Raw genomic sequence first — 1,829 nt, forward strand, 5'->3', positions numbered from 1 at the left:
GTTGCTCACTGATCTAGTGAGGACATGGGTAACTCCCCGACCACCTCCCACCTGCCGCGTGCATGAGGTGAGACCGAGAGCTGCCGGAAAACCTTGCGGACGGCACGCTGAATTCCGGGGAGGCGGAACAGCACGCTACTGTTAGCGGATGTGAGCACCCCTAACCCCGCCGCAACCGGCCGCGCCGTCAGTTCCGCCGTGGACAGTGATGTCCCCGAGCAGATGCGGATTCGCCGGGACAAGCGGGAGCGGCTGCTCGCCGAGGGCGGTGAGGCCTACCCGGTGGTGGTGCCACGCACCCACACGCTGGCCGAAATCCGCGCCGCCTACCCGGATCTGGAGCCCGACACCCAGACCGGTCTGCAGGCGGGCATCGCCGGCCGCGTCATTTTCGTCCGCAATACCGGCAAGCTGTGTTTCGCCACCCTGCAGGAGGGCGACGGCACCAAGCTGCAGGCGATGATCAGCCTCAACGGCGTCGGCGCCGACGCGCTGGCCGCCTGGAAGTCCGATGTGGACCTCGGCGACTTCGTGTACGTGCACGGCGAAGTCATCTCCTCGCGTACCGGTGAATTGAGCGTCATGGCCGATTCCTGGTCGATGGCGGCCAAGTCGCTGCGGCCGCTGCCGGTGGCGCACAAGGAGATGAACGAGGAGTCGCGCGTCCGGCAGCGCTATGTCGACCTGATCGTGCGCCCGGAGGCCAGGGAAATGGCCCGTACCCGCGTGAACGTGGTCCGCGCGCTGCGCACCGCGCTCGAGCGCCGCGGCTTCCTCGAGGTCGAGACCCCGATGCTGCAGACCATCCACGGCGGCGCCGCCGCGCGCCCGTTCAAGACCCATTCCAACGCGCTGGACATGGAGTTGTTCCTGCGTATCGCGCCGGAGCTGTTCCTGAAGCGGTGTGTGGTCGGTGGCCTGGAGAAGGTCTTCGAGATCAACCGGAACTTCCGCAACGAAGGCGCCGACTCGACCCATTCGCCCGAGTTCGCGATGCTGGAAACCTACGAGGCTTACGGCACCTACGACGACTCGGCGACGATGACCCGGGAATTGATCCAGGAAGTCGCGCAGGAGGCGTTCGGTACCCTGCTGGTGACGCTTGCCGACGGCACGGAATATGATCTCGGCGGCGAGTGGACGACGGTCGAGATGTATCCGTCGCTGTCGGAGTCCATCGGTGTCGAGGTGACTCCGGAAACCAGTGTCGAGGAATTGCTCGCGCTGGCCGATCGGGTCGGTCTGGAAATTCCTGCGGGCAAGGGCTACGGACACGGCAAACTTGTCGAAGAACTGTGGGAGCATGCGTATGGCGACAAGCTCTACGCGCCGACTTTCGTCCGTGACTTCCCGGTGGAGACCTCACCGCTGACCCGTCAGCATCGCAGCAAGTCCGGTGTCACGGAGAAGTGGGATCTCTATGTTCGCGGCTTCGAGTTGGCAACGGGCTATTCGGAGTTGGTCGACCCGGTGATCCAGCGCGAACGGTTCGTCGATCAGGCGAGGCTGGCCGCCGCGGGTGACGACGAGGCGATGCTGCTCGACGAAGACTTCCTCGCCGCGATGGAACACGGCATGCCGCCGACTACCGGAACCGGTATGGGAATCGATCGCTTGTTGATGGCACTCACCGGTTTGGGAATCCGGGAAACCATCCTGTTCCCGATTGTTCGTCCGGCTAGTCGCTGACCAGTCAATTTGCGGGGCGAAGGCCCCATGTTGGAATTTTCGTAATTAGAGGTATTCTTGCCTCGGGTATTCAGCCTGGAGGCAGGCTTGACGATTTCGAGAGGACGTTCATCTCATGGCAAAGAAGGTCACCGTTAGCC

1 protein-coding gene is annotated in these 1,829 nt (G+C 63.6%); it reads left to right on the plus strand.

What is annotated here, in order from left to right; genetic code table 11:
- Window positions 1-222: 222 nt before the first annotated feature.
- A complete protein-coding gene (gene lysS, locus ACFWPJ_RS31820) occupies window positions 223-1,689 on the plus strand; it encodes a lysine--tRNA ligase (protein WP_378857078.1) in 1,467 nt (488 codons plus the stop codon).
- The last annotated feature ends 140 nt before the right edge of the window (window positions 1,690-1,829 follow it).

The sequence above is a fragment of the Nocardia sp. NPDC058497 genome (genome assembly GCF_042720195.1).
Lineage (GTDB): Bacteria > Actinomycetota > Actinomycetes > Mycobacteriales > Mycobacteriaceae > Nocardia.